Genomic DNA, 22,888 nt, shown 5'->3' with positions numbered 1-22,888 from the left:
CTCTGTGGTGGTTGCAGGTGTGGTTCTGGCCGACAGCCAGGTGAAGTTGACGACGGCGCCTCCGAGGAGGGAGCCGATGGCGATGCCGATCTTGAAAGCCGCGATGTTCAGCGCCGAAGCGACAGCGACCGCGGATGGCACATCTTTTTCTGCGAGCAGCCCCATCAGGAACACTGCGATCGGACCGGCCGTTTTGAAGCGGTGATTCCATCGCCCATCAACAGTTTACCATTTGTCAGCTAACGGAACATGTCGCGCGTAAGTCCGCTTACTGCAAACGAATGTGCAGGCAGGGTACGCTACTAGAAAAGGAGGCGTTTGCACCATGATTTTTGACATCAAGATTTTCTCCGACTACATCTGTCCGTTTTGCTATGTCGGCAAAGGTCTGGTTGGTCGGTTGAAAGAAGAGTTTACGATTCGTGACGAGTGGATCAACATCGAAATCCATCCCGACACGCCGCAAGAAGGGGTCTTGCTGACCGAAAAGTTCCCCGGGATGACCACGGAGCAGCTGTTTGCCGGGGTGCGCCGGGCAGGTGCCCTGTATGGGATTGCGTTTGGGCAGGTCGACAAGCTGGCCAATTCGCGCCAGGCGATCGAAGCGAGCGAATATGCGCGGGAGCACGGGAAGTTCGAAGAGTTTCATGATCTGGTGCTTCATGCGTATTTCACCGAGGCCCGGGACATTGGCGCGGTCAGCGTGCTGCTGGAACTGGCGCGCCAGGCGGGGCTGGATGCGGAAGAGCTGCAGCGGGCGCTGGAGGAAGGGCGCTATGCGGCGAGCTTGGAAGCGGCGCAGGAGCAGGCTTATCAGTACGGGGTGTCCGGGACGCCGACCTTTATCGTCAACAACAAGTACCGGGTCGTCGGCGCTCAGTCTTTGGAGTCGTTCCGCAGTGTGCTGAAGCGCATCGAGGAGGAAGAGACGGATTGAGTGAGCAGGAACGTGCCGTCGAGCACAATCCGCCGCTGTGGACGAAAGACTTTTTCGCCACAGCGGTGTCGAACTTGTTTTTATTCTTAGGGTTTCAGATGCTGATCCCGACCTTGCCCGTCTATGTCAGCAGCATGGGCGGAGATGAGACGCAGATCGGGCTGGTGATCGGGATCTTCACGATCTCCGCCCTGCTGATCCGCCCGTTTGCCGGCCAATGGCTGGACACGATGGGCCGGCGCAAGATCTTGCTCGCCGGTCTCTTGATCTACATCTTGTCGGTCATCGGCTATGCGTTCGCAGCAGCGGTGACGCTGGTGCTCCTGCTGCGGGTCGTGCACGGGCTCGGCTGGGGCATGACGACCACATCGTACGGCACGATCGTCGCCGACATCATCCCGCCGAAGCGGCGCGGGGAAGGCATGGGCTATTACGGGCTGTCGGGCAATTTAGCGATGGCGCTGGCACCGCTCTTGGGGATCTGGGTGATGGAGGAGTATGGATTCGGCTGGGTGTTCGGGATCTCGACAGGGCTCGCCGTGTTGGCGCTCTTGTTGACGCAGCTGATCACGATCGCGCCGCCGGTGAAGCGCGAGGCGGCAGGAAAGGCTCCGGCGAAGAAGGAAGGGCTGTTTGAGCGGAAGGCGTTTTTCCCGTCGTTTCTCGTGCTGTTTCTGGCGATTTCCTATGGCGGGATCGTCAGCTTCATCACGCTGTTCGCACAGGAAGCGGGGATTGCGAATGTCGGGTGGTTCTTCCTCGCCAATGCGGCGATGGTGATGCTGGTGCGGCCCTTCTCCGGGGTGCTGTTTGACCGCAAAGGGCACCAGTGGGTGCTGTTGCCGGGCGCGGTGTTCACCGCGGCCGGGCTGCTCTTGCTCTCCTACACCCACAGCGTCGCGATGCTGATCGCAGCTGCGGTCTGCTACGGGATCGGCTTCGGCGCGATTCAGCCCTCGCTCCAAGCCTGGACGATCAACCGCGTCCCGCCCCACCGCCGGGGTGCAGCCAACGGCACCTACTTCTCCGCCTTCGACCTCGGCATCGGCGCAGGTGCCATGCTGCTCGGTGCGGTCGCGAAAGTGACCTCGTACGCGCTGATGTACCGCCTGTCGGTGCTGCTGGTCGTAGGCTATGTGCTGGCGTATGTGGTGTATATGCTGAGAGAACGCAAGGTGGAAAAGGCATAAAACAAAGACCTTCTGCTAGTTTGCAGAAGGTCTTTTCGATTACAGCTCATCGAGCAGCGCGATGAACTCCTCAACTGTCAAACCGGCATTGCTGATCTGCCTTTTGAGCAGACCCAGACCAACCGTTTCCTTCCCGTGGTCCGGGATGGATAAAGTAAGAGGGCTGCCCGGTTTGATCAGAATGTGGTGCGATCCTTTGATGCGGGCGACAACCCAGCCCGCTTTTTGAAAGGCTTTAACAGCAAGCGATGCAGGGATGCGTGGAATGGGAGGCACAGTTATACCTCCACTTCATACACATCCACGGTCAAGGGCATACCGAGCTCGCGGCGGGTCTCGAGGCAGGCCTGGATCGCCTCCTTGATGTTGGCCAGCGCGGCTTCAACCGTTTTCCCTTCTGAGACACATCCCGGAATCGTAGGACATTCCACGACATACATCCCGTCTTCATCTTGCGTGACGATCACCTGATATTTGGCCATGAGCGGCTCACCATCCGTAACATAGAGTCTTGTGTTACGTTTATGATGCACATGTTGCACAGATTCCCAGACATTCAGGTTCATGTTGACCGCACCTTTCGTTTCGCTATTTAGTTTTGTATGTTCTTTTCGCTCCTTACAATGCTTTCCCTGCTGCCGTGACCACAATGTTTTGCTCTTGAAGCTGTTTCCGAATCTCCCCTGCGAACGCCAGCGCATGATGCCCGTCGCCGTGGATGCAGACGGTGTCGGCACGGACTGTGCCGTCGCGCACCATGCGGATGACTTGGGCGGCCGCGGTGGCCGGGTCGTCGATCAGGGCGCCGGGGGCGGTGCGCGGGGTCAGGGTGCCGTCCGGCTGGTAGGTGCGGTCGGCGAAGATTTCGTGGGCGGTGCGCAGGCCGATCTGCTCGCCCGCCAGCACGAGCTGGCTGCCGGAGAGACCGTACAGGATCAGTGCCGGGTCCACGCGATACACCGCTTCGGCGATGGCCAAGGAGAGCCCGGCGTCCTGTGCCGCCATGTTGTACAAAGCACCGTGCGGTTTTACATGCTGCAGGGTACCGCCTGCCGCCTGCACAAACGCTTGCAACGCTCCGATCTGGTACACGGTCAGGTCGTACGCCTCCTGCGGCGAGATCGCCATGTTGCGCCGCCCGAAGCCGACCAGGTCGGGCAGGCCGGGGTGTGCGCCGATCGCGACGCCCTTCTCCAGCGCCATCTGCACCGTTTTGCGCATCACCGACGGGTCGCCGGCATGGAATCCGCAGGCGATATTCGCCGATGTCACATACGCCAAAATCTCCTCATCACGCCCCAGTTCGTAAGCCCCAAAACTCTCGCCCATGTCACAGTTCAAATCCACTCGCAAACTCAACATGCCCTCAACCTCCTATCCCGAATTTAACGAAGCAGTACCGGCACCATGATCATGAAGAACACGACGGCACCTACTGCCAGCAGTGAAAAAAGGACGGCTGTACGTTGTTTGGTGTGTGTTTTGCTCATGCTAATCTCCTCCCCATTCCTACTTAAGAGCTGTTTGAATCGCGCAGTTCAACTGCAGTTCGAAACTGCACCAATTCCCGCTCACGACGCAAAAGGGCACCATGCGCCTCCTCCAGCGTCACTTCCTGGAACCGCACTTTCGCACCCGGCTTCACTTGGGCCAATACGGGCAGATCCACCGTGATCACCTGCGCGATGCGCGGATAGCCGCCTGTGGTCTGGCGGTCGGCCATCAGCACGATCGGCTGACCATCAGCAGGCACCTGCACGGTGCCCATCGTCACCGCTTCAGAGATCATCTCGTGCGCCTGAGACAGCGTTAATGCCTCTCCCTGCAAGCGGTAGCCCATGCGGTCCGACTGCGGCGAAACGGCAAACTCCGCCTGCCACAACCGCTCCCGGCTCGCCGCGTCAAACCACTCATACTCCCGTCCCCGCAGCACGCGCACCACCGGGTGCTCCGCGTAGGCAGGCAACAGCCCCGGCGACGGAAAAATCGGCTCGGCCGCAAACGCCGCCCCGTCTGCACGAGCCCGCAGCTTTGCCATCCGCGCCTTCTGCTGCAGGCTAACCTCGCCCACTGCCAGCACATCCCCTTCCCGCAGCGCCCGTCCGGCAGTACCGCCCAGACCGGCCCGCAAAAAAGTGCTCCGGCTGCCCATCACTTCCGGCACATCCACGCCGCCTGCGACGGCCAGATACGCCCGGCACCCGGCCACGGCGCGTTGGAGCTCCAAGACGCAACCCGCCTGCACCCAGACCGGCTGCCAAGACGGTATGTCCACGCCGTCCACCTTGGGGGCAAACTCACCTCCGCATACCGCGACCAACACATCCTGCTGAAACACGAGCCTCGGCCCGGCCAGCGTCACCTCCAGCCCGGCGACCCCTTCCGCGTTGCCGACCAGCAGGTTCGCCACCCGCAGCGCAAACGCATCCATCGCGCCGCCGACCGCCACGCCCTGCTTTTGATACCCATGCCGCCCCAAGTCTTGCACCGTCGTCAAAAGTCCGGCTTTCTGCACCTCCAAACTCACCGGCCCTCCACCTCCCAGGCAGCAAACTCCGCTTCTGTGATCGCCCGAAAGCGCACCGCATCCCCGGCCTGCAGCAAGCTCGGGATCTCCCGCTCCGGCTGAAACAGCTGTAGCGGCGTCCGCCCGATCAGCTGCCAGCCGCCCGGCGTCGCCAGCGGATACACGCCCGTCTGCTCGCCGGCGATCCCCACGCTGCCGGCCGGAATCACCAGCCTCGGCACCTCGCGCCGCGGTGCCCCGATCTCCTTGGGCATCCCGCCCAGATAAGGAAACCCCGGCGCGAACCCGATCATATGCACCAAATACTCGCCCCCCGTGTGCATCCGCACCACCTCCTCTTCTGTCAGCCCGTTCACAGCCGCCACAAACGCCAGATCCGGCCCCATCGCTCCGCCATAGCAGACGGGAACCTCGACCACTTTGGGCAGAAAAGCCCCGCTTCCAGACAGCGATGCCAAGACCCGTTCTACCTCACCGCACACCTGCTCATACACGCCACCCGTCCCCGCAACGCACAGCGCATCATAATACACCGTCACCGCCACAAACGACGGCACCACTTCCACCAGCCACGGAAACGCCTGCGCCTCAAGCGCCCGCGTCAGCACCTGCACCCGCTCATGCGTCCTCCTGTCGATCTCAGCGCCCAGCTTCACAACTATTGCTGTATCGCCGAGCGGATAGAGTTCATACGCATACCTGATCTCCCGTTCCACACAACCCCTCCTTTCCAACCTCTCCGCATCCGAAGCCGCTCACCGCACCTGTTTGCAGAAAATCTTACCATCTGACCGTCCCACCTGCATAGCAAGTCCCGAACTCTGTTACAATGAAAAGAACTTACAAATGCACTCATTTCCAGCTACGAAAGGAGCCGATTCCCATTTTCCTCAAAGAATTCCGCGAGTTCGCCACCAGAGGCAACATTTTCGACCTGGCCATCGGTGTGGTGATCGGGGCTGCATTCGGCAAGATCGTCACCTCGTTCACCAACGACATCCTCATGCCGCCGATCGGGCTGCTGCTCGGCAAAGTCGACTTTTCCAACCTGTACATCAACCTGTCGTCGACCGACTACGCCTCCCTCGCCGAGGCGCAAAAAGCGGGCGCGCCGACGATCAACTACGGGCTGTTCATCAACAACGTGCTCGACTTCCTGATCATCGCCTTCGCGATCTTCCTCGTCGTCCGCCAGATCAACAAGCTCAAGCGCAAAAAGGACGCCCCGGCAGCCGACCCGACGACCAAAGACTGCCCGTTCTGCCTCGAGAACATCCCGCTCAAAGCCACCCGCTGCAGCCACTGCACCTCCCAGCTCGAAGCGTAAAAAAGCGCGGAGCCAGTCACCTGGCTCCGCGCTCTTCTCTTCCCTTAATACGAAATCAGCGCCGCCATCAAAATCCCCGACGCAATGCTCAACCGGGACGTAAAGATCCCGACCGACACGTTGCCCTTCGGAATCTCCGCGACCACTTTAAACGGCGTCACCAGCTCAAACAGGTAGAACACCGCCACCTGGAACACCGTGCCCAGCACCCCCCAGATCACCAGATCGACCAGCGAGAGCGAATGGAAGACGGCCGAAGCCAGCACGATCGCCAGACCGATCACCTTGCCGCCCAGATCGTGCGCCGCCGCTTTCGCTGCGTTCACCTTGCGCGGTTCATCCGCATCGGCCCCCTCCGCAATCAGCTTGGATTCCTTGTACGGCGTCGTGATCATAAACACGAACAATCCAAAGCCCAGAATCGGCAACGCCACCGCCAAATAGATCAAAAAGTTCAAAATGCCTTCCCACTGCGACATCTGAATGTCCTCCTTTCGCCACTTCCTACTCTTTTATGCCTACGGGCAAAAAGTACGATAAATTCCCTGTGATTCGCCCGCCGATTCTTGCATTGATCGCCGACGCCCGCCCGCCGATCCAAAATGAACCCCAGAGCAGATGCCCCCGATACGGGCCTTTCAGCGTCTCGACTTCGACCGTCTCCATCTCGACCAGCTCCTGATAGATCATCGGCTGCTCCCAATAGAACTCTTCCCCATCTTGTTCAATCGGCTGCCCGTCGGCAGCAAACAGCGACACCGCGCCGCCTTCGCGACCGAAGATCGGCTTGGCGACAAACGCCTTTTGGCCCAGAAAGCGATTCTCCAGATACGTAGGCAACATATACTTCGCAATCGCCGCATGCTCTTCGGCGGTGAAAAACTGCCCCTGCTCATGCAGGTTCCAGATCAGCGCCTGCAGCGCCTTGGTCTGCGCGAGAAACCCGGACGGCGGATTGATAATTGCCACGCGCCCCTCCGCGATCAGCCGCAGCACATGCTCCCCCGTCGGGTAGCCGTCTTCATCGCGATCCTCGACCAGCTTCTCCAGCGCATGCAAGCGATACCAAACATCGACCGGCACCATCTCCTCGCCTTCCAAAACGTACAAGACGTCATCCAGCACGCGCAGATCGGCCAGCGCGACAAATTTTCCTGCCAGGCCAGACTTTTCTAACAAATACTTCGTCGTCCCGGCGTCTTCCTCATGCCAGTCCAGCGCCGCAAACCAGATTCGCTCCGTCGGCCGCCCTTCCCGTGCATACGCCGCCATCACCTCGCCAAACGCTGCAGCGAACTGTTCCGCCGCGCCTGCATTCGGATCTTGCGCCCCGTAATGGGCACAGACCCGCCCGTTGACGTGAAACGCTTCGACGATCCCCGTCGGCGTGTCAGCGTTCAGCTCCAGCATCTTCAGTCCGTCTTTCGTCGGCGCAAAATCAAACCGCCCGACCACCGTCGCATGGGGCACCGGCATCGTCACCCGCACCGCATCGAACGTTTCCGGCGGAATGCCCAGCTCCAGCAGCAGCTCATCGCCGCCTTGCTGAATCACGCCGACCATTTTCGTAAAAATCGCCCCGAGCCGCTCCGTCGCCTCCGCCAGCTCCTGCCGCAGTTCGGCGGAGATCAGGTGCAGGCCGGCCAGCGCGTATTCTTCGCCGTACATCCAGTCCCAGGTAAACACGCCTTCCGCTTGTAAAGGCTGATAGATCTGCTTGCGGTGTGCTTCGTAGTCCATCACCGTCACCGCTTACGACGAGCTCGACTTCGAAGACGACCCGATGCCGCCTTTCGACCCGGAGGAGACCCCCGTCTTCACGCCGGACGACGATTTGCCCGGCGACACGACCGTTCCCGTCCCGGAGCTCGACTTCGGCGGCGTCGGCGTATTGGCGTTCGGTTTCGTTGTGGCGGCGTTTTTGCCCGTGCCGGTGCTTGTGCTGCCGGTGCTGGTGCTGGTGCCCGGCTTGCGGTACACTTTGCCGTCAGTGCCCGGGTAGTAGCCTTTCTGGTAATAGCGCTTGTGGCTGCCGATATAGATAAATCCGTACGAGTGGTCGATCTCCCGGTCGCTGTCATCGCAGTAGCCGTTGTCGTCATCGTCGTAGCAGACGCCTTCCTCAAGCGGCGGCTTCTGCGACTGCTGCGCGACCGTGTCGTCGTCGCCGCACCCGGCGAGCGTGCCCGCGACCAATACCGTCGCTGTAAACAAACTGACCAGCTTGGTCGTTTTCTCCATTATCGTTCCTCCTTCCACTCCGTCGGAGTTCCGTAAAACACGTACACTTTGCGGTCTTCATCCACTTCCGTGGAGGAACGCTCCCATTCGCGCCCGCCGAGATACAGATAGTTCGCCTGCAGGTACAAGAGCACATCTTCTTCCGATTTGAACTCATACGTATGAACCAAAGGATAAATGACAGTACCTTCCTTATATTCTCGAAGCTCCAGACGTATGCCTGCCTGCTGGGCCAACGGGTGCAAGGTCGAATCGATCACCTGCTCATCGTCCGCCTCGTCCACATAGATCACATGCACATCCGCTTCCACCGCTGTCGAAGTCTTGATGTAAATCGTGCGTTCCTTGACAAAATAATCGCAGGCAAAGCGCATCAAAATCTCGCGCTTTTCCACCGCATCATATGAGTAAAGCACGGGAAACCCCTGCGCTTCATCGAACAGCCGATACTCCAGTTTCGCCATCCTTCGTTCCCCTCCTTGTATCTCCCCCTCATATACGTGCGAACGGTAAAAAGGATGCACAGCAATACACACCAACAAAACACGAACATTACAGAAGCCAGCATCCCCATTTGTTCACTTTCCGCTTGTCAACGCTTGCACATCTGTGTTAAATTGTAAGAGCAAAGACAACGTATGACAATCACAAACACCTCGTATAATCGTGGGAATCGGCCCACAAGTTTCTACCGGATGACCGGAATCATCCGACTACGAGTGAGAGCAGATCCCGCTTCAGGCTGTTTACACATGCAACCAGCCCGGAGGGACAGATTTCACTTGTAGCGTACAAGTTGACCTGTCCCTCCGGGCTTTCTTGATTTGTTCGATGTACGTTTGATCAGGTTTGTTACTGAGGCCATGCGTCTCATTAACAATATAGATGCATCCCTCCCCAATGTTGGGCCCTTCCTTTGCGAGAGAGGAAGGGCCATTTTTACGTTTTCGTCATCTTCGTACTGCTCGTCCCATTGTACGTAGCCGCCCCGTCCCCCGTCACACCGCCGCCCGAACCGGACGCCGTCGTCTCGGCCGAATTCGAGTTGATGCTGCCGACATTGCCGAAGATCACGTTGCCGCCGGAGATCGTCTTGATCCTGATCACCATCTGGGTTCACCTTCCTTTCTCTTTCTAGCATCATACGCAGGATTGAGAGGGACAGGCACGGCTTGTACCGTGATACAATAAGAGATAACTAGAAAGACTAGAGGTGAAGCGGATGCGAAGACTGAAAGCATGGTGGCAAGGCGTCTATGCGCGGCTGGTCGACCGCCCGTATGCGGCGGGCACGGTGATTCACGGGCGCTATACGATCGAAGCGGTGCTCGGCATGGGCAGCTACGGCATCACCTATCTCTGCCGGGATGCCGAGGCGAACAGACGCTGCGTGCTGAAACAGGTGCGCCCAAGCAAGCTCGGCAGCAACAAGGGGCAGCCTCTGTACGACTATGAGATCAAGGTGCTGCAAGCGCTCGACCACCCGCAGATCCCCAAGCTGCTCGACCGCTTCACACACGAACGGCAGCTTTTTTTCGCGATGGAACATGTGAGCGGACGCAATCTGGAAGACCTGATCTTTGACGAAGGGCGCACGATGTGCGAGCCGGAGGCGCTGCAGGTGATCCTGGAGCTGCTCGACATCGTCGACTATCTGCACCGAAAGCGACTGGTGCACCGCGACATCCGGATTCCGAATGTCATCTTGCAAAACGGCCGCCTGCATCTGATCGACTTCGGCCTCGCCCGCTATCTCGGCGACCCGGCCACCTACATCGAAGAAGATCTCGGCGCGTATGTATGGGAAAAACAAGTCAAGCGCGAAGTGGCGTTCAAAAGCGACTATTGGGGCCTCGGACACTTTTTGCTGTTCCTGCTCTACACGACGTTTACCGCCTCCGAACAAGCGGATGAGCAAGCGACGTGGGAAGAGGAGCTCGACTTGCACCCGGCGACGCAACGGCTGATTCGGCGCCTGATTCAAATCGATCCACCTTATGAAAACAGCGCGGAGCTGCGCAGCGATTTGCAAGCTGCCCGCTCCCTGTCATCTAAAGTTCACAATTCAGATAGCAAAATACGATATAATAAAACTATCTGAATTCTTAGGAGGTGGAGTCCCGTTATCGGGACGATTCGTTGGACAGTACAGTCTTAGACACGACCTTTAATCTGTTTCTTGTAGTGTTTCTTGTGTTTCTCAATGGATTTTTCGTAGCTGCTGAGTTTGCGATGGTCAAAATCCGGGAGAGCCGGATCCAGCAGTTGGTGATGGAAGGCAACAAGCGCGCGCTGGTGGCGCAGAAGCTGGTATCGAATCTCGATGCCTATCTGTCCGCCTGCCAACTCGGGATCACGCTGGCCTCGCTGGGTCTCGGCTGGATCGGGGAGCCGGCGATCGCGCACCTGATCGAAGGACCGTTGTCGCAGATCGGGGTACCGGCGATCGCCATTCACACCGTCGCGTTTATCATCGCGTTTGCGATCATCACCTTCCTGCACATCGTGCTCGGGGAGCTCGCGCCAAAATCTATTGCGATTCAGAAATCGGAAGGAACGGTTTTAAATATTGCGACACCGCTGATCTGGTTTCATAAGATCATGTACCCGTTCATCTGGGTGCTGAACGGGACGGCCAACTGGCTGCTCAAGCTGATCGGCCTCGAACCGGCTTCGGAGGCGGAAGCGGCGCATACGGAAGATGAGATCCGCATTCTCGTCTCGCAGTCCCACCGCAGCGGCTTGATCGACCAGACGGAGAAAGTCCTGTTTGAAAACGTGTTCGACTTCGCCTCGCGCATCGCCCGCGACATCATGGTGCCGCGCATCGACATCGTGGCGGTCAGCGTCGATGACACGCTGGAAGAGATCTTGGCGAAGGTCGAAGAGGAACAGTTGACCCGCTACCCGGTCATCGACGGGGACAAGGACAACATCATCGGCTTCCTCAACCTGAAAGACCTGTTCATCAAATTCAAGCGCGGCGAGCAGTTCGAGCTGCGCCGCATGCTGCGCAAAGTCACCTTCATCTCCGAATCGACGGAGATCTCAAGCGTGATGAAGCAGATGCAGAAGAACAGATCGCAGCTCGCCATCGTCGTCGACGAATACGGCGGCACGGCCGGGATGATCACGATGGAAGACATCATCGAAGAGCTGGTCGGCGAGATTCAGGATGAGTACGACAACGAGCAGCCGCCGATCGTCTACCTGCCGGAGCAAGGCTACTCCGTCGAAGGGCGCCTGATCCTCGAAGAAGTCCAGGACCTGCTCGGCACGAAGATCGAGCACGAAGAAGTCGACACGCTGAGCGGCCTGATCTACACCCTGCTCGGCAAAGAGCCGAAAGTCGGCGACACCGTGCAGTACGAAGGCTTCGAGTTCAAAATTGAAAAGATGGAATCGCACCGCATCGTGCGTGTGAAAATCTGTCCAATTCAGGAAGCGACCTCATAAGAGGTCGCTTTTTCGTTCATTCTAAAGGCAACAACCTATTTTTCTTGGAGGCTCACACATGGCTGACATCATGGAAGCTGTCGCAAATGCGCTGAAAGCCCTGATCGATGACGACCCCAAACCGCCCTTGCACGTGCTGGAAGTCGGCAATTGCTGGGCCTATCTGGCCTATCTCGGCGATGCGCTCAGCGTCTCGCAGCAGGCGTTAAATATGACGAGTGACGAAGACCTCAGCAGCGCGATCCATGAAGAGCTGGAACTGGTCGAGATCCAGAAAAGCAAACTGCAAGCCTTTATGATCGACGAAGGTATTCCGCTGCCTCCGATGCTGGAACAAGTGCCGAAGTGCCGCCAGGAAGACATCCCGCCCGGCGTCAAACAGACCGACTATGAGATCGCCAACGCCTTGTCGCTGAAGATCGCCTTCTCGATCATCGCCTGTGCCAAAGCGATCTCCGAAGCGGTGCGCGTCGACTTCGGCATCATGTTCACCCAGTTTCTCGGGCAAAAGATCGTCTACGGCACCACCCTGCGCGCCGTGATGAAACAGCGCGGCTGGCTGAAAGTGCCGCCCGCCTACAATCCGCCCGGTCGCCCGCAGGACTAAAGTTGCCGCTCCACGCAAAAGAAAACAAGGCGCCGTAATGGCACCTTGTTTTCTTTTGCGAGCTTACGAGCTGAAGAAGCCGATCGAGGTGAATTTCTTCTTGTAGTGCTTGTGGCCGTAGCCGCCGTGCTTTTTGTAGTCGGACGAGCTGTACTTTTTGTAGCCGTGCCTGCGCTTGTAATCGGAAGAGCTGTAGTGACGGTGATGCTTAGAACCCAGCAAGGAACGGATGATCGCTTTAAACAAACCCATGGATGGAAGTCCCCTCTCAGATTGTGCGTCTTGCCTGCAGGTAGCGTCGCTTCTTCTTTCTCTTGGCGTCCGAGTTGTCGATGATGATGTCTTGTTTCAGCTTCATCCGGTTCTTCTTCTCCCATCTTCTCCCATCTCCGCACAGCTCGCTACCAGAGTTCATGAAAATTTGCGATAATGGGAACAGCTTGCGGACTGCTGCAAGAGTAGAAGGAGGATGAAGATGTTCGCTGCTTTGCGGGCTTACCCGCGCATCATCTGGCTGATGTCGTTTGGCGTGGTCGTGTCGTCGGTCGGGGAATCGTTCTTCTGGCCTTTGACGACGACGTACGTGCATCAGGCGCTCGGACAGACGCTGGCGATGGCCGGCGTCGTGCTGTTGCTTCAATATACGGCTTGCCTGGTTGGGAATCTGGCCGGCGGCATGCTGTTCGACCGCTGGAGCGGGCGCAAGACGATGATCCTCGCCGTGGTCGCGTCCATCGTGCTGCTGATCCTGATGGGCTCGACGACCAACTTTTATCTGTACATGGCGCTGCAGACTCTCCTGGGCTTCTGCAACGGCATCTACTGGCCGATCCAGCGTGCCGTCGCCTTGGCCGTCTGGCCGGAGGGCGGACGCCGTGCCGTCAATCTTATATACGTGGCAAACAACCTCGGGGTTGCAGTCGGAGCGGCGTCCGGCGGACTTTTAGCATCGCTTTCGTTCTCCTACGCCTTCTGGGGCAACGCTTTGACCTATGTCTGCTTCCTGTTCCTGTTCATGGCGGTCGTGAAGAGTCACCACCTGCAGCAGGCACAACAGCCGCGCAAGGACACAGCGGCCGACCCGGTACAAGCCGGTCCGGAGCGGGTACCGGTGCAGGTCTGGGTGACGCTTGGCATGCTCGTCCTCGGCCTGACCATTCTCGTCGTCGCTTACATTCAATGGCAGACCACGATTCCTGCGTACATCCAGCTCTTAGGTTTCTCGATGCCGGCTTACAGTTTTTTGTGGACGGTCAACGGCTTTGTGATCGTTGCGATGCAGCCGGTGCTGGCCTGGGCGATCAAGCGGTTCGCGTTGAGCCTGCACGCGCAGATCGTCATCGGCGCCTTGTGGTTCGTGCTGGCGATGCTGCTCGTCACCTGCTCCGTCTCCTACGGCGCGCTGGTCGTCGGCATGATGATCCTGACGGTCGGCGAAATGCTGGTCTGGCCGGGCGTCCCGTCCCTGGCCAGCGAGCTCGCTGTGCGCGGGCGGGAAGGGCTGTTCCAAGGCATCGCGATGAGCGGCCAGTCGATCGGCCGGATGATCGGGCCGCTGCTCGGCGCGTTTCTCTACGAGCAGTTGGCGCCCGGCGGACTGCTGCTCTCGATGACCGCCCTTTGCGGCGTCGCGGTGCTCTGCTTCACCCTGCACAAGAAAACGCGCCGTCCCAAGCCAAACAACTTCGGCCTCTCCGCATGAAAAAAGGGAAGCGATCGCTCGCTTCCCTTTTCTTCGTTATCGATTGTTTTGCAGCGCCTGCTCTTTCTCCAGGCGATACTCTTCTTCGCGCTGTTTGAGAATCTCATTGTCGAGGTCATAGCGGTTCGCCGGATGCTCGCGGCATTCGTCGGAGCAGGAGCGGCGGAATTTCGTCTCGCACTCCTCGCAGCAGACGTGCTGGAGGTGGCAGAACGGGTTGGCGCAGTTCACATAGCGGTCTTCCGGTTTGCCGCAGTGGTGGCAGGTAGCGATCACTTTGTCTTCTTTCTGGTTGATCGGCACGGAGATGCGCTCGTCAAACACATAGCATTTGCCATCAAAGAGGTCGCCTTGAACTTCCGGATCTTTGGAGTATTTGATGATCCCGCCTTCGAGCTGGTTGACGTCTTGGAAGCCTTCCTGCAGCATGAAGCCGGAGAATTTCTCGCAGCGGATGCCGCCGGTGCAGTACATCAGGATCTTCTTGTCCTTGTGCTCCGACAGGTTCTGGCGCACCCACTCCGGGAACTCCTTGGTCGTCTTCACTTCCGGGCGCAGCGCGCCTTTGAAATGGCCGATGTCATACTCGTAGTCGTTGCGGCCGTCGATGATGATCACATCGTCCTGCTGCAGCGCCTCGCGCCATTCCTGCGGTTTCAAGTGGCGTCCGGTCACCTGACTCGGATCGACGTCATCCTCGAGGCGCCAGGTCACGATCTCCTTGCGGGCGCGCACAAACATCTTGCGGAACACATGATGCTCGGCCGGGTCGATCTTGAACTCGACATCCGCAAGGCGCGGGTCGCTGGTCAGTTGTTTCATATAGGCTTCCGCTTGCGCCACGGTGCCGGACACCGTGCCGTTGATGCCTTCCTTCGCGATCAGCACGCGGCCGCGCAATCCGTTCTCTTTGCACCAGGCGAGGTGTTCAGCTGCGAACTCCTCCGGGTTGTCGATATGGACGTATTTATAAAAGAGCAGGACTCGATAAGGTTGTTGTGCTTGTTGTTCGGTCATCAGCTGTTCCTCCTATCTCCAAAATAGTGTGATCTCTAACCCGATATCTTACACCTTTTTGGACGGAGAATCAAAATGAAATCGGCAATATCACATCGATCGTCGTGCCTTTGTCCACCACGCTGTCGATTCTGACGGCGCCCTGGTGGTATTTGATGATCTTAAACGACACCAGCAGCCCGAGACCGGTGCCTTTGTCTTTCGTGGTGTAAAACGGCTCGCCAAGACGCTCCAGCATCTCGCCCGGTATGCCTTTGCCCTCGTCGATAAAACGAAAGACAAGTCGATGTTGATCTTGCCGGAACACCTTGATGAGCACCTTCCCGCCGCCTTGCATCGCCTCGACCGCATTTTTCATCAGGTTGAGAAAGACTTGCTTGATCTGCGTCTCTTCGCATTTTACCATAGGAAGGTTATCTTCGAACTCCGCAAAAATTTGAACATTGTGTAGCAACGCTTCCGGGCTGAACAGCGCCATCACATCTTCGACCAGCGTCTGCGGCTGTTTCAGCCGGTAATGATCCGCTTGCGGCTTGCCGAGCATCAGCAGCTCGGTGACGATAAAATTGATCCGGTCGAGCTCCTCCAGCATGATGCCGTAGTAGAGGCTGTGCTTGGCCGCCTTGTCCTCGTTCATCAGCTGGACGAAGCCGCGCAGCGATGCCAATGGGTTTCTGATCTCGTGCGCGACACCGGCGGCCAGTTCCCCGATCAGGGAGAGCTTCTCCGTGTTGCGCAGGAGCTCTTCCGTCTTCTTGCGCTCGCTGATGTCGCGCAGGATGTTGGCATAGGCGACGACGTTGCCGTCCTTGTCGCGGATCGGCGAATAGGAGATCGACACGTCGAGCAGCCGCCCGTCTTTGCGTTTGCGCACCGTTTCGAACGAAGAGATGTCCCCGCCGCGCCGCACATGGCGGTGCATCGCCTGCACCTCTTCGAGGTAGTCGTCACTGGGCAAGGTCTGCACTTTCTTGTTCAACTGCTCTTCGATCGAATAGCCGAAGATAACTTCCGAGGCCTTGTTGACGTGGACAAGATTGCCGTCCAGATCAAAAACACCGATCGCGTCGGTGGTGTGGTTGATAAAAGATTCCAGATATTCTTTCGCCGTGCGCGACTGTTCTTCCGCCCGCAGCGCCCGCGAATATAAGATCGAGGTCAGAAACCCCAGCAGGATCGCCAGCACCCCGGCCCCCAGCATCAACGGCGGGGAATGCTGCAGATAGCCGTAGAGGATCATAAACAACAACAGAAAAGGAAGTACAATCAGTATGATCTTCGACAGGATATTGAACTTCAACATTCAATTCACCCAGTTTTCATTATGAATGATAAACCATACTTAAATAATAGCACATTAGCGACAAAAAAGCCCCAACTGCTCGGTCCAATTGAGACTTTTTGTCAGTCATTCCCTTATTCTGTTATCCCTTTGGCCAACACAGGCGCCTTGCGGTGCTGTGTCGCCTGCTCGTACGCATAGGCGAGTTGGAACAGCAGCGGCTCGCTGTACGCACCGGCGGAGAAGGTGACGCCGACCGGTTCGCCGCTCGGCACATAGCCGGCCGGGACGGTGATCGACGGGTAGCCGGCAATGGCCGGGTACATCGCCCCCCAGTTGTTCGGGGCGATCCAGGCATGGAGCCGGTGCTCGGCCATCATCGCATCGAGCCCGGCCTCTTTCGCCCAGTAGAGGTCGCGCTCCCGGGAGAGGATGTAGTCCGGCTCGACCAGCGTTCCGCTCGTCGCTTCCGCCGCTATCAAATGGGCTTGTCCGTATTTCAGCATCCGCTCCGGATCGGCGTCGTTGAAGGCGATCAGCTCTTGCAGCGAGCGAATCGGCGCGGCCGGGCCCAAGCGGTGCAGGTAGGCGTTAAGATCCGACTTGAACTCGTGGACAAACGTCTTCGAGCTGCTCCAGTCCTGATCGAAGTGGGGCAGTTCGACTTCGCACACTTCGGCTCCTAGCTCGCGCAACACATCCAGCGCCGCGTCGATCAGCGCTTTTTTCTCGGCGGGCAATTCGTATTGCGTCATGATGTGCGTTGCCACGCCCAAGCGGATACCTTGCAGGCTGCCCGCTTTCAGAAACGCGGTGTAGTCGTGCTGAGCCGCTTCGGCCGACGTGGCGGTGATCGGGTCGTTCGCATCGACGCCGGTCAGCGCGTTGAGCAGGATCGCCGCGTCGCGCACGGTGCGCGCCATCGGACCGGCCGTATCCTGGCTGTGCGCGAGCGGGATGATGCCGCTGCGGGAGATCAGGCCTACGGTCGGTTTCAAGCCGACGATCGAGTTCTGGCTGGCCGGAGACAAGATCGAGCCGGACGTCTCGGTGCCGACCGCCACCGCCGTCAAGTTCGCGCCGACCGTGATGCCGGAGCCTGCCGAAGAACCGCCGGTCATGAACGTGGCGCCGTACGGGTTGAGCGACTGGCCGCCGCGCGAAGAGTAGCCGGTCGGCATGTTGTGCGCCATGAAGTTCGCCCACTCGGTCATGTTCGCTTTGCCGAGCAGCACGGCGCCCGCGGCGCGAAGCTGTTTGACGACAAACGCATCCTCCGGCGCGATCGAAGCGGCCAGCGCCCGCGATCCGGCCGACGTGTGCATTTTGTCGGCGGTGTCGATGTTGTCTTTCAAGATCACCGGAATGCCGTGCATCGGGCCGCGCGGACCTGATCGCTTACGCTCCGCATCGAGCGCTGCGGCGATCTGCAGCGCGTCCGGGTTGATCTCCAGCACCGATTTTAGCTGCGGGCCCTGCTGGTCATACGCGGCGATGCGCCAGAGGTACATCAGCACGAGCTCATGCGCGGTGACCGTTCCATCTGCCATCCTTTGCTGCATGTCGTCAATCGTTGCTTCGATCAGCCAGGTTTCACTGAGCTGTTGCAGTCTCGGGTTGTTCACAGTCTGTCCCCTACCTTTTCGATTTCAAAATTCTTTAGTTAGATAAAGTATAGTTGCCTTGACATTTCCTCGTCAACTTGCATATACTAGCTGTGTAAGGAACAAATGAATAGCGTCCTCAAAGGGGAGTAGCTGTTACAACAAAAGTCGTCAGTTCGGGACTCATGTCCTCGGCTTTGTTGGCAACGTTTGATAACTACGTTGTTTGCAAGACCTTTGCCATCATCATCACATGATTTGGTAAAGGTCTTTTCTGTGTAGAAGGACCACGACTCTGGCGACCTTTACCAAGGCATGACGGTGAAGGTCGCTTTTCATTTGGGATACCCTATGAATGAGGAGTGGTACACGTATGGAATTCTTGTCGATTGAATTCTTCTCTGCCCTGTTGTCGATCATCATCATCGACTTGGTGCTGGCAGGTGACAACGCCATCGTCATCGGCCTTGCCGCCCGCAACCTGCCCAAAGAACTGCAAAAGAAAACGATCATCTGGGGCTCGGTCGGCGCGATCGTCATCCGCGCCGTCGCCACGCTGCTGGTCGTCTGGCTGCTGGAGATCCCGGGCCTGCTGCTCGGCGGCGGTCTGATCCTGCTCTGGATCGCCTACAAACTGCTGACCGAAGAAAAAGAGCATGACGTCAAGCCGAGCCAAAACTTGTGGGGCGCGATCCGCACGATCATCATCGCCGACGCGGTGATGGGCCTCGACAACGTGCTGGCCGTCGCCGGCGCTGCCCACGGCAGTTTCTTGCTGGTCGTCCTCGGCCTGCTGATCTCCGTGCCGATCGTCGTCTGGGGCTCGACGGTCATCTTGAAACTGATCGAGCGCTTCCCGTGGATCATCTTCGTCGGTGCAGGTGTGCTGGCCTACACCGCAGCGAAGATGATCGTCGACGAGCCGTTCCTGAAAGGCTTCTTCGACAACTCGTGGATCAAATGGGCGGTGATCGCCGTTTCTGTCGTCGGCATCCTCGCTGCAGGATACTTCAAAAAAAACCGCGCCGCGAAAGCTGCCGTCACTAACCATTAATATGCAGAACCGCCTCGGTTGGTCCGAGGCGGTTCTGTTTTTCTGCACGATCAGGACTGCATGAACTGCAGCCCGTCGGCGAGCCCGGTCAGCTTTTTCCCGCGCGCTTCATAAGTGGCGAGGTGGTCGCGGAGCTGAGCGTGGTCGTTCCGCAAGATCTCCGCCGTCTTCTGCACGAAGTTCCAGTTCAGGCAGCCGGACAGCCAGAGCAGGGCCGGAAAACGCGTGTAGTCGTCGCTCTGCAGCAGCTCATGGGCGCGGTAGCCGTACATCAGCGCCTGGGCGAGATCGCCCGACACTTCATGGGACTGGATGCCTTCGGTGCGCGAGTACCATTTCATCAGCCAGGCGAGGTCCTGCACGCGGTCGGAGTAGGAGATGTGTTCAAAGTCGATGATCCCGGTGATCAGTTGCGTCCGCTCGTCCCAGAGGATGTTGATCGAGTTGATGTCGGAGGTGACGATCACGTGATCCCGCTCCGACGGGTCGCGGTGCGCTTCGTCGATCATCCGCTCCGCCGTGTCGAGATAGGCGTCGAGCAGCGCCGCGTCCTCAGGCGCCAGCGGCTGCCCCGCCTGCTCTTCGCGCATGTTGCTCAACATGTAGGTGTCAAGCAGCGCCCCCCGCTCCTCCGGCTGTGTGAGCTTGGCCCGTTCGGCGCGCAGGGAGTTCAGCATCTCGCGGTAACTGTCGGTGTGGATCTTGCGAGGCAAGAAGTCCGATTGGAAGCCGTGCGACGCGTCATGATAGCGCCGCGCCAACTCCCCCATCCGAAACGCCGTCTCCATCGTATGCGCCGTGATGTGGATGCCGTCCAGCCATTCGAACAGCACGCAGCGGCGCACGACGCCATTGTCATCTTTCACCGTGACAAAAGCGTCCCCGTTCACCGGCCGCACCCGGCGCATGAACGGAATGCCCTGCGCCGTCAGATGATCCACGTAACGCATCTGTTCGTGCAGCACGTCGTCCGCCAGATTGGCAAAAGGCGACCCGTCCTCCTGCGACCGCACTTCGGCCATGAACCGAATCCCGTACGCCCGCCCTTCCGCCGCGATCTTGTAATGCAGATCCCCGTGCCAATTGTCGGGCAATTCCCGCCGCACCACCATCGTCTCCGGGTTCAAACCAAAGCCTTGCAACGCCTCGCGGATAAAATCAAATTTGTCACTCATCAAAAATCCCCCTTCCCTCCATCGAATTGCCATGTTATAACATTGTAAAACCATGGGAGGGACACGGCAATGCTCAAATTGAAACAAGTCACCCGCGAACAGATCGCGGAGGTCGCCGCGTACATCGCCCCACTGAATGCGCAGCGTGAACATTACGTAGCGTGGCTGGGCATGAGCGAGGCGCAGATTGAAAAGGAATTGCAGGAATTGCCGTACATTCCGTTTGAAGACTGCTTCCTGCAAGCGGTGGAAGACGGCCGCGTCGTCGGCGTCATCGGCTATTACGGCTTCCCGGAGCGTGGGCATGTGCGTCCACTCGGCCCGTACATCACGCATGACGACTACACCAGCGTGGCGCAGCTGCTCTGGAACGAACTGCTGACGCTCGTGCCGGAAAGCTGCCCCCTCGCCCGCGTGGCGCTCGATGAGCAAAATGCGCAAGGCGTCGCCTTTTACGAAGCCGGGCTCGGCTTCACCGAATACAACGCCGAAGCGATGCTTAAGATGGAGCGCGCCGACTACGCTCCGTCCACCCGGCAACTGCCCGCAGGAATCGTGATTGAACAATACCGCCCGGAGCACTGGGAGGCGTTCCAAGCGCTGCACTTCACGTCCGGCTATTACACCGCCGAGGAGATCGTCAACCTGACCTCCCAAGGCAATCCGCTGTTCATTCTGCGCAGCGGCGACCAGTTCGAAGGCTACGGCCAGGTGCTGCAAGGGGCCACCGCGTTCGACATCGCCTTCCTGCAGGTGAGTGAAGCGTCGCGCGGCAAAGGGTACGGCACCCTGCTGATCGACGCCATGCTGGACTGGGGCTTTGCCCAGGCGCACAACACCCGCGCCGAGATCTGCGTCCGCCTGACCAACTACGGCGCGCGCAAGCTGTATGAGCGCTGCGGCTTCGAGGAAGAGCTGGTCATCCGCGCTCTGGAAAAAACGATCTAAGCTGAAAAAGACCCGGCGCGAGTACCGGGTCTTTTGCTTGTGTGGATATTTAGTTGGTGACCTCTGCCGCCGTGTCCAGCGCGACTTTGATCATTTGGTTGAAGGTCAGTTGGCGCTCTTCAGACGTCGTCTCTTCCCCGGTGATCAGGTGGTCAGAAACGGTGAGGATCGCCAACGCTTTGCGGTCGAATTTCGCCGCCAGCGTGTACAGGGCAGCCGTCTCCATTTCAACGGCCAGCGTGTTGTACGACGCCATCAGGTTGATCACGTCGCGGGTGTCGTTGTAGAACGTGTCGGACGTGAAGACGTTGCCGACCGCGACCGGCATGTTCTCTTTCTTCGCGTTTTCGTACGCGCGGTACAACAGGTCGAAGCTTGCCGTCGGCGCATACTCGAGGCCGCCGAAGCGGTGTTTGTTGACCGCCGAGTCGGTCGATGCGCTCATGGCGAGAATCATGTCGCGCACTTTGATGTCCTTCTGGTACGCGCCGCAAGTGCCGACGCGGATCAGGTTCTGCACGCCGTAGCCGTTGATCAGCTCATGGGCGTAGATCGAGATCGACGGAATGCCCATCCCGGTGCCTTGCACGGAGATGCGCTTGCCTTTGTACGTGCCGGTGAAGCCGTACATGCCGCGCACTTCGTTGTAGAGCTCCGCCCCTTCGAGGAACGTTTCCGCGATGTATTTCGCCCGCAGCGGATCGCCCGGCAGCAAAATCGTTTCGGCGATCTGTCCTTCTTTCGCCCCGATATGTACAGTCATTGTGAATCCTCCCATCAATGTTGTTGGTGCTTAGAAAAATATGTCTCGTTCTAATCTACCACATGAGGCAGACCATTGATACATCGTATGCCCCCCGGAATGCAAAAAACCCCGCCGTGAAAGACGGGGTTTTCATCGATCTTACGGCCAGTAGTAGGACGCTGCGCCGTAAGCAGGATATTCAACACGGCTATCGACATGGGTAAAGGTGCTGTAGATTATAACGCCGGAGAAACCGGAAGATTTCGCGATGTTCGCCACGCCGGTCGGGGAGTACCCGTTGACGACGATGTCGGATGCGATCCCGTAGGTGTGCTGGGAGTTCGAAGCGCCGCCGACCGCTGCGTTGTGCGAGAGAGAGCGGAAGCCGGAGTTGATGGTGATCGAATTGTTGCCCGCTTTCTTGCGGACCGCTTCCAGCTTGTACATCATGCGGCGAACGTTTTCCTTGACGGTAGCCGCACCCACGTTGCCATTGTTGAAGCCGCTGCCGTCTTTGGAGTAGAATTCGCTAAAGTCAAAATTCAAGGTCGAACCATCGGAAGATTCCAAAGAATTCAGTTTCGATTGCGTAGCCGGGCCGACGATGCCGTCAGCAGTCAGGCCGTACGCTTTTTGGAAGCGGATAACTGCCGCCTTGGTGCCCGGACCAAATGCGCCATCGGTTGCCACATAGGTCTGCGCAGCGCCGTCCGCTGCCCAGCCGGCCACACGGATTTGGAGTTCTTTAACGTCTGCACCGGATGCGCCCTCAGACAGGGTGCGGGTCCAGCTGTAGGCAGATGCGTCGCCCGCGCCAAGCACCGGGACGATGACTGCCATTGCCAGCATCGCTGCTGCAATTTTGGTCATGATCTTCATTACATCTCTCCCTTTCTCGTCTCTGTTTCAGGTGCCAATTTAGCTCCCTTGGTAATAGTCTACTAGATTATTAGGTAATATTCAAGAAATTTCAGTAAAAGTTTGATTAATCAACAGATGAGTTACTGAAAATACGCGTGGCTTGTATATACCACTCGCTGAAATTTAAAAAATCCTGTCCTCCGCCGAGAACAAGC

At 58.3% G+C, this 22,888-nt stretch carries 26 protein-coding genes, 1 pseudogene and 1 riboswitch; of the genes and pseudogenes, 9 read left to right on the top strand and 18 right to left on the bottom strand.

Annotated features, from left to right (window positions below; translation table 11 throughout):
- Window positions 1-45: 45 nt before the first annotated feature.
- Window positions 46-198 (bottom strand): annotated as a pseudogene (locus tag EV586_RS04660) (MFS transporter); the annotation flags it as partial.
- Between the two features lie 127 nt (window positions 199-325).
- Here EV586_RS04660 and EV586_RS04655 point away from each other — a divergent pair.
- Window positions 326-937 carry a DsbA family oxidoreductase gene (locus EV586_RS04655; protein ID WP_132943919.1) on the top strand — a complete coding sequence of 204 codons (612 nt, stop codon included), beginning with the start codon at window positions 326-328 and terminating at the stop codon, window positions 935-937.
- Window positions 934-2,127 (top strand): MFS transporter, encoded by a 1,194-nt coding sequence (locus tag EV586_RS04650; protein WP_132943918.1) that lies wholly within the window; start codon window positions 934-936, stop codon window positions 2,125-2,127. Before EV586_RS04655 ends, EV586_RS04650 begins: the two co-directional genes overlap by 4 nt.
- A 39-nt stretch (window positions 2,128-2,166) precedes the next feature.
- On the opposite strand, the gene EV586_RS04645 is transcribed toward EV586_RS04650, so the two are convergent.
- The 5 genes from EV586_RS04645 to pxpB form a co-directional block, all read right to left on the bottom strand.
- Complete coding sequence (locus EV586_RS04645; RefSeq protein WP_132943917.1) at window positions 2,167-2,403, bottom strand: type II toxin-antitoxin system HicA family toxin; 237 nt, start codon at window positions 2,401-2,403, stop codon at window positions 2,167-2,169.
- 2 nt (window positions 2,404-2,405) lie between these two features.
- A complete protein-coding gene (locus tag EV586_RS04640) occupies window positions 2,406-2,693 on the bottom strand; it encodes a type II toxin-antitoxin system HicB family antitoxin (RefSeq protein WP_207893856.1) in 288 nt (95 codons plus the stop codon).
- A gap of 52 nt (window positions 2,694-2,745) precedes the next feature.
- Window positions 2,746-3,489, bottom strand: a complete 744-nt coding sequence (locus EV586_RS04635) for a LamB/YcsF family protein (protein WP_132943916.1) — start codon at window positions 3,487-3,489, stop codon at window positions 2,746-2,748.
- A 151-nt stretch (window positions 3,490-3,640) separates the two neighbouring features.
- Window positions 3,641-4,654, bottom strand: a complete 1,014-nt coding sequence (locus EV586_RS04630; protein ID WP_132943915.1) for a 5-oxoprolinase subunit C family protein — start codon at window positions 4,652-4,654, stop codon at window positions 3,641-3,643.
- Complete coding sequence (gene pxpB / locus EV586_RS04625) at window positions 4,651-5,370, bottom strand: 5-oxoprolinase subunit PxpB (RefSeq protein ID WP_243652936.1); 720 nt, start codon at window positions 5,368-5,370, stop codon at window positions 4,651-4,653. The genes EV586_RS04630 and pxpB overlap by 4 nt, the downstream gene beginning before the upstream one ends.
- Window positions 5,371-5,483: 113 nt before the next feature.
- Between pxpB and mscL the strand changes: the two genes are divergently transcribed.
- Window positions 5,484-5,981, top strand: a complete 498-nt coding sequence (gene mscL, locus EV586_RS04620; protein ID WP_132943914.1) for a large conductance mechanosensitive channel protein MscL — start codon at window positions 5,484-5,486, stop codon at window positions 5,979-5,981.
- A 44-nt stretch (window positions 5,982-6,025) separates the two neighbouring features.
- Here mscL and EV586_RS04615 read toward each other — a convergent pair whose 3' ends face one another.
- From EV586_RS04615 to EV586_RS04595, 5 genes are all read right to left on the bottom strand, one after another.
- Complete coding sequence (locus EV586_RS04615) at window positions 6,026-6,460, bottom strand: DUF350 domain-containing protein (protein ID WP_132943913.1); 435 nt, start codon at window positions 6,458-6,460, stop codon at window positions 6,026-6,028.
- Window positions 6,461-6,485: 25 nt separating this feature from the next.
- The gene (locus EV586_RS04610) at window positions 6,486-7,721 is read right to left on the bottom strand and encodes a glutathionylspermidine synthase family protein (RefSeq protein WP_132943912.1); all 1,236 of its coding nucleotides are present in this window, start codon (window positions 7,719-7,721) and stop codon (window positions 6,486-6,488) included.
- A gap of 12 nt (window positions 7,722-7,733) precedes the next feature.
- Window positions 7,734-8,222 carry a hypothetical protein gene (locus EV586_RS04605; protein ID WP_132943911.1) on the bottom strand — a complete coding sequence of 163 codons (489 nt, stop codon included), beginning with the start codon at window positions 8,220-8,222 and terminating at the stop codon, window positions 7,734-7,736.
- Window positions 8,222-8,686, bottom strand: coding sequence for a hypothetical protein (locus EV586_RS04600; RefSeq protein WP_132943910.1), 465 nt, complete (start codon window positions 8,684-8,686; stop codon window positions 8,222-8,224). Before EV586_RS04600 ends, EV586_RS04605 begins: the two co-directional genes overlap by 1 nt.
- A gap of 172 nt (window positions 8,687-8,858) precedes the next feature.
- A riboswitch (purine riboswitch) is annotated at window positions 8,859-8,958 on the top strand.
- Between the two features lie 203 nt (window positions 8,959-9,161).
- Window positions 9,162-9,332 (bottom strand): hypothetical protein, encoded by a 171-nt coding sequence (locus EV586_RS04595; protein WP_132943909.1) that lies wholly within the window; start codon window positions 9,330-9,332, stop codon window positions 9,162-9,164.
- A gap of 112 nt (window positions 9,333-9,444) precedes the next feature.
- Here EV586_RS04595 and EV586_RS04590 point away from each other — a divergent pair, with 112 nt between their 5' ends.
- The 3 genes from EV586_RS04590 to EV586_RS04580 are packed head-to-tail and all read left to right on the top strand — an operon-like array spanning window position 9,445 to window position 12,285.
- On the top strand, window positions 9,445-10,323 hold the full coding sequence (locus EV586_RS04590) for a serine/threonine protein kinase (protein WP_132943908.1): 879 nt from the start codon (window positions 9,445-9,447) through the stop codon (window positions 10,321-10,323).
- A 38-nt stretch (window positions 10,324-10,361) separates the two neighbouring features.
- On the top strand, window positions 10,362-11,678 hold the full coding sequence (locus tag EV586_RS04585; protein WP_279388267.1) for a hemolysin family protein: 1,317 nt from the start codon (window positions 10,362-10,364) through the stop codon (window positions 11,676-11,678).
- Between the two features lie 58 nt (window positions 11,679-11,736).
- Window positions 11,737-12,285: a DUF3231 family protein gene (locus EV586_RS04580; RefSeq protein ID WP_132943906.1), complete on the top strand. Its 549-nt coding sequence runs from the start codon at window positions 11,737-11,739 to the stop codon at window positions 12,283-12,285.
- Window positions 12,286-12,348: 63 nt separating this feature from the next.
- Here EV586_RS04580 and EV586_RS04575 read toward each other — a convergent pair whose 3' ends face one another.
- Window positions 12,349-12,531, bottom strand: coding sequence for a hypothetical protein (locus EV586_RS04575; RefSeq protein ID WP_132944571.1), 183 nt, complete (start codon window positions 12,529-12,531; stop codon window positions 12,349-12,351).
- Between the two features lie 229 nt (window positions 12,532-12,760).
- Here EV586_RS04575 and EV586_RS04570 point away from each other — a divergent pair, with 229 nt between their 5' ends.
- Window positions 12,761-13,987 carry an MDR family MFS transporter gene (locus tag EV586_RS04570; RefSeq protein ID WP_165898243.1) on the top strand — a complete coding sequence of 409 codons (1,227 nt, stop codon included), beginning with the start codon at window positions 12,761-12,763 and terminating at the stop codon, window positions 13,985-13,987.
- A 36-nt stretch (window positions 13,988-14,023) separates the two neighbouring features.
- Here EV586_RS04570 and trhO read toward each other — a convergent pair whose 3' ends face one another.
- From trhO to EV586_RS04555, 3 genes are all read right to left on the bottom strand, one after another.
- Window positions 14,024-15,004: an oxygen-dependent tRNA uridine(34) hydroxylase TrhO gene (trhO, locus tag EV586_RS04565; RefSeq protein ID WP_132943904.1), complete on the bottom strand. Its 981-nt coding sequence runs from the start codon at window positions 15,002-15,004 to the stop codon at window positions 14,024-14,026.
- A 70-nt stretch (window positions 15,005-15,074) separates the two neighbouring features.
- Complete coding sequence (locus EV586_RS04560; protein ID WP_132943903.1) at window positions 15,075-16,307, bottom strand: PAS domain-containing sensor histidine kinase; 1,233 nt, start codon at window positions 16,305-16,307, stop codon at window positions 15,075-15,077.
- Window positions 16,308-16,420: 113 nt separating this feature from the next.
- Entirely contained in the window at window positions 16,421-17,911 is a 1,491-nt protein-coding gene (locus EV586_RS04555) for an amidase family protein (protein ID WP_132943902.1), read from the bottom strand.
- A gap of 352 nt (window positions 17,912-18,263) precedes the next feature.
- On the opposite strand from EV586_RS04555, the gene EV586_RS04550 reads away from it, so the two are divergent.
- Window positions 18,264-18,944 carry a TerC family protein gene (locus EV586_RS04550; protein ID WP_132943901.1) on the top strand — a complete coding sequence of 227 codons (681 nt, stop codon included), beginning with the start codon at window positions 18,264-18,266 and terminating at the stop codon, window positions 18,942-18,944.
- A gap of 50 nt (window positions 18,945-18,994) precedes the next feature.
- On the opposite strand, the gene EV586_RS04545 is transcribed toward EV586_RS04550, so the two are convergent.
- Window positions 18,995-20,119, bottom strand: a complete 1,125-nt coding sequence (locus tag EV586_RS04545; protein ID WP_165898241.1) for a phosphotransferase enzyme family protein — start codon at window positions 20,117-20,119, stop codon at window positions 18,995-18,997.
- Window positions 20,120-20,188: 69 nt separating this feature from the next.
- Here EV586_RS04545 and EV586_RS04540 point away from each other — a divergent pair, with 69 nt between their 5' ends.
- Window positions 20,189-21,067, top strand: a complete 879-nt coding sequence (locus EV586_RS04540) for a GNAT family N-acetyltransferase (RefSeq protein WP_132943899.1) — start codon at window positions 20,189-20,191, stop codon at window positions 21,065-21,067.
- A gap of 49 nt (window positions 21,068-21,116) precedes the next feature.
- Here the strand turns inward: EV586_RS04540 and deoD are convergent, their stop codons facing one another.
- Both deoD and EV586_RS21565 read right to left on the bottom strand, forming a co-directional pair.
- Window positions 21,117-21,830: a purine-nucleoside phosphorylase gene (deoD, locus tag EV586_RS04535; RefSeq protein WP_132943898.1), complete on the bottom strand. Its 714-nt coding sequence runs from the start codon at window positions 21,828-21,830 to the stop codon at window positions 21,117-21,119.
- A gap of 141 nt (window positions 21,831-21,971) precedes the next feature.
- A complete protein-coding gene (locus tag EV586_RS21565; protein WP_132943897.1) occupies window positions 21,972-22,691 on the bottom strand; it encodes a D-Ala-D-Ala carboxypeptidase family metallohydrolase in 720 nt (239 codons plus the stop codon).
- Window positions 22,692-22,888: the final 197 nt, after the last annotated feature.

It is taken from the genome of Tumebacillus sp. BK434, from assembly GCF_004340785.1.
In the GTDB taxonomy this organism is placed as follows: Bacteria; Bacillota; Bacilli; order Tumebacillales; family Tumebacillaceae; genus Tumebacillus_A.
Note: the sequence above shows the minus strand (reverse complement) of the source record. Positions and strands in the feature narration are given on the sequence as shown.

Coding starts and splice junctions, on each gene's coding strand:
- EV586_RS04595 (WP_132943909.1), bottom strand. CDS start 9,332: ATGGTGATCAGGATCAAGACGATCTCCGGCGGCAACGTGATCTTCGGC.
- EV586_RS04640 (WP_207893856.1), bottom strand. CDS start 2,693: ATGAACCTGAATGTCTGGGAATCTGTGCAACATGTGCATCATAAACGT.
- EV586_RS04590 (WP_132943908.1), top strand. CDS start 9,445: ATGCGAAGACTGAAAGCATGGTGGCAAGGCGTCTATGCGCGGCTGGTC.
- mscL (WP_132943914.1), top strand. CDS start 5,484: ATGAAAAGAACTTACAAATGCACTCATTTCCAGCTACGAAAGGAGCCG.
- EV586_RS04570 (WP_165898243.1), top strand. CDS start 12,761: ATGTTCGCTGCTTTGCGGGCTTACCCGCGCATCATCTGGCTGATGTCG.
- EV586_RS04550 (WP_132943901.1), top strand. CDS start 18,264: ATGGAATTCTTGTCGATTGAATTCTTCTCTGCCCTGTTGTCGATCATC.
- EV586_RS21565 (WP_132943897.1), bottom strand. CDS start 22,691: ATGAAGATCATGACCAAAATTGCAGCAGCGATGCTGGCAATGGCAGTC.
- trhO (WP_132943904.1), bottom strand. CDS start 15,004: ATGACCGAACAACAAGCACAACAACCTTATCGAGTCCTGCTCTTTTAT.
- EV586_RS04540 (WP_132943899.1), top strand. CDS start 20,189: ATGCTCAAATTGAAACAAGTCACCCGCGAACAGATCGCGGAGGTCGCC.
- EV586_RS04580 (WP_132943906.1), top strand. CDS start 11,737: ATGGCTGACATCATGGAAGCTGTCGCAAATGCGCTGAAAGCCCTGATC.
- EV586_RS04605 (WP_132943911.1), bottom strand. CDS start 8,222: ATGGAGAAAACGACCAAGCTGGTCAGTTTGTTTACAGCGACGGTATTG.
- EV586_RS04560 (WP_132943903.1), bottom strand. CDS start 16,307: ATGTTGAAGTTCAATATCCTGTCGAAGATCATACTGATTGTACTTCCT.
- EV586_RS04600 (WP_132943910.1), bottom strand. CDS start 8,686: ATGGCGAAACTGGAGTATCGGCTGTTCGATGAAGCGCAGGGGTTTCCC.
- EV586_RS04610 (WP_132943912.1), bottom strand. CDS start 7,721: ATGGACTACGAAGCACACCGCAAGCAGATCTATCAGCCTTTACAAGCG.
- deoD (WP_132943898.1), bottom strand. CDS start 21,830: ATGACTGTACATATCGGGGCGAAAGAAGGACAGATCGCCGAAACGATT.
- EV586_RS04615 (WP_132943913.1), bottom strand. CDS start 6,460: ATGTCGCAGTGGGAAGGCATTTTGAACTTTTTGATCTATTTGGCGGTG.
- EV586_RS04635 (WP_132943916.1), bottom strand. CDS start 3,489: ATGTTGAGTTTGCGAGTGGATTTGAACTGTGACATGGGCGAGAGTTTT.
- EV586_RS04545 (WP_165898241.1), bottom strand. CDS start 20,119: ATGAGTGACAAATTTGATTTTATCCGCGAGGCGTTGCAAGGCTTTGGT.
- EV586_RS04655 (WP_132943919.1), top strand. CDS start 326: ATGATTTTTGACATCAAGATTTTCTCCGACTACATCTGTCCGTTTTGC.